This window comes from Paenibacillus sp. 1-18 (assembly GCF_000520755.1).
GTDB classification, from domain to species: domain Bacteria; phylum Bacillota; class Bacilli; order Paenibacillales; family Paenibacillaceae; genus Paenibacillus; species Paenibacillus brasilensis.
In genome coordinates this window covers 1-2,182 of sequence record NZ_ASSB01000202.1, presented here as the reverse complement: position 1 = coordinate 2,182, position 2,182 = coordinate 1, and the positions used below count along the sequence as shown (strand labels likewise).

The 2,182-nt window shown below is 51.5% G+C and carries 1 protein-coding gene; it reads right to left on the bottom strand.

Annotation, left to right across the window (positions count from 1 at the left end; translation table 11 throughout):
* The coding region (locus L693_RS0112625) for a glutamate synthase-related protein (protein ID WP_025717557.1) at nt 1–2,182 on the bottom strand (2,182 nt) is incomplete at both ends.

Genomic DNA, 2,182 nt, shown 5'->3' with positions numbered 1-2,182 from the left:
TTGTACACGGTACCGCACGCTTCCATCTTCCAGCTCAGGAACATGCAGCAACAAGCTCAGGTCGATGCCCTTCTTCTTCCAGTGTAAATCGGCGTTCACGGTATCCAGACAATCCGTACGTCCGATCATTTCCTGAATTGTGCGGAAACCAAGCTCCGCCATAATTTCACGGACATCTTCTGCGATAAAACGCATAAAATTCACCACATGGGTAGGATCACCCATATAATTTTTGCGCAGTTCCGGATTCTGCGTAGCCACACCAACCGGACATGTATCCATTTGGCACACCCGCATCATAATACAGCCCAATGCCACGAGTGGCGCTGTAGAGAAGCCGTATTCTTCTGCACCCAGCAGGGCAGCTACCACTAAATCACGGCCAGACAGCATCTTGCCGTCTGTTTCCAGTACCACGCGATCACGCAGATTGTTCAGCATCAGTGTCTGATGCGTCTCGGCCAGACCCAGCTCCCAAGGCATACCCGCATGACGGATAGAGCCTTGCGGAGAAGCACCTGTACCGCCATCGTAGCCGCTGACCAGAATAATGTCAGCACGGCCCTTCGCTACGCCCGTAGCAATCGTGCCTACACCTACCTCTGACACCAGTTTCACGTTAATATCAGCACGCGGGTTGGCGTTTTTGAGATCGTAGATCAGCTCTGCCAAATCCTCGATCGAATAAATATCGTGATGCGGCGGTGGCGAAATCAAGCCTACACCTGGCGTAGAACCACGTACCTCAGCGACCCAAGGATATACCTTACGTCCCGGCAACTGTCCGCCTTCACCCGGCTTCGCGCCTTGTGCCATTTTGATCTGAATTTCGTCGGCATTCACCAAGTAATTCGATGTTACACCGAATCGGCCAGATGCCACCTGCTTGATCGAACTGCGGCGCGAATCACCATTGGCATCCGGTATAAAACGTGCAGGGTTCTCTCCACCCTCACCGGTGTTGCTCTTGCCGCCGATACGGTTCATCGCAATTGCCAGATCTTCATGCGCTTCCTGACTGATCGAGCCAAAAGACATAGCTCCTGTTTTGAAACGGCGCATAATTGATGCAGCAGATTCTACTTCATCCAGCGGCACAGGCTCACCGACAGGTTTCAATTGAAGCATGGAGCGGATCGTCAAATGCTGTTCAGATTCACCCTGCACCAGCTTGGTGTATTTCTTGTAAAGCTGGTAATCTCCCGAGCGAACCGACTGCTGGAGCAAATGCACCGTTTGCGGGTTAAACAAATGCTCTTCCCCGTCGTTACGCCATTGGTATTCACCGCCCGAATCCAGCACCTTGTCGTTGCCATCCTTGTCGGTAAAAGCACGGTTGTGGTGGGCCAGTGCTTCCATAGTCACTTCCTCCAGGCCAATACCGCCAATGCGGGAAGGCGTCCAGGTAAAGTAACGGTCAACAAAATCCTGCTTCAGACCTACGGCCTCGAAAATTTGAGCTCCACGGTACGACTGAATCGTGGAAATACCCATTTTGGACAATATTTTTACGACACCCTTGGTGGCTGCCTTAATATAATTTTTAACTGCTTTTTCATGCGAAATGCCACGCAGCAGGCCCTGCTGAATCATGACATCCAGCGTTTCAAAAGCCAGATACGGGTTAACTGCGCTTACGCCGTAGCCCAGCAGCACCGCATAATGGTGGACATCCCTTGGCTCTCCAGACTCCAGTAAAATGCTTACACGTGTGCGTGTACCCTGTTTAATCAGATGGTGATGCAGGCTGGAAACAGCCAGCAACGCTGGAATGGCCGCGTTGTCTGCATCCACTCCACGGTCGGACAGAATAAGAATGTTGTGGCCCTTTTCAATGACACGGTCAGCTGCCTCAAACAGTCCTTCCAGTGCCTTACGCAAGCCTTCTGCGCCTTCCTTTGCTTCAAAAAAGATCGGAATCGTCATCGACTTGAAGCCTGGACGGTGTACATGGCGGATTTTAGCAAATTCCTCATTGGACAGCACCGGTGAGTCCAAACGAATCTGACGACAGCTTTCCGGCTCCGGATGCAGCAAGTTGCGCTCTGGCCCAATCGTAGTTGCCGTAGATGTTACAATCTCCTCACGAATGGCATCAATCGGCGGATTGGTAACTTGTGCGAACATTTGTTTAAAATAATTGTACAAACGTTGCGGACGATCAGACAGCACCGCAAGTGGA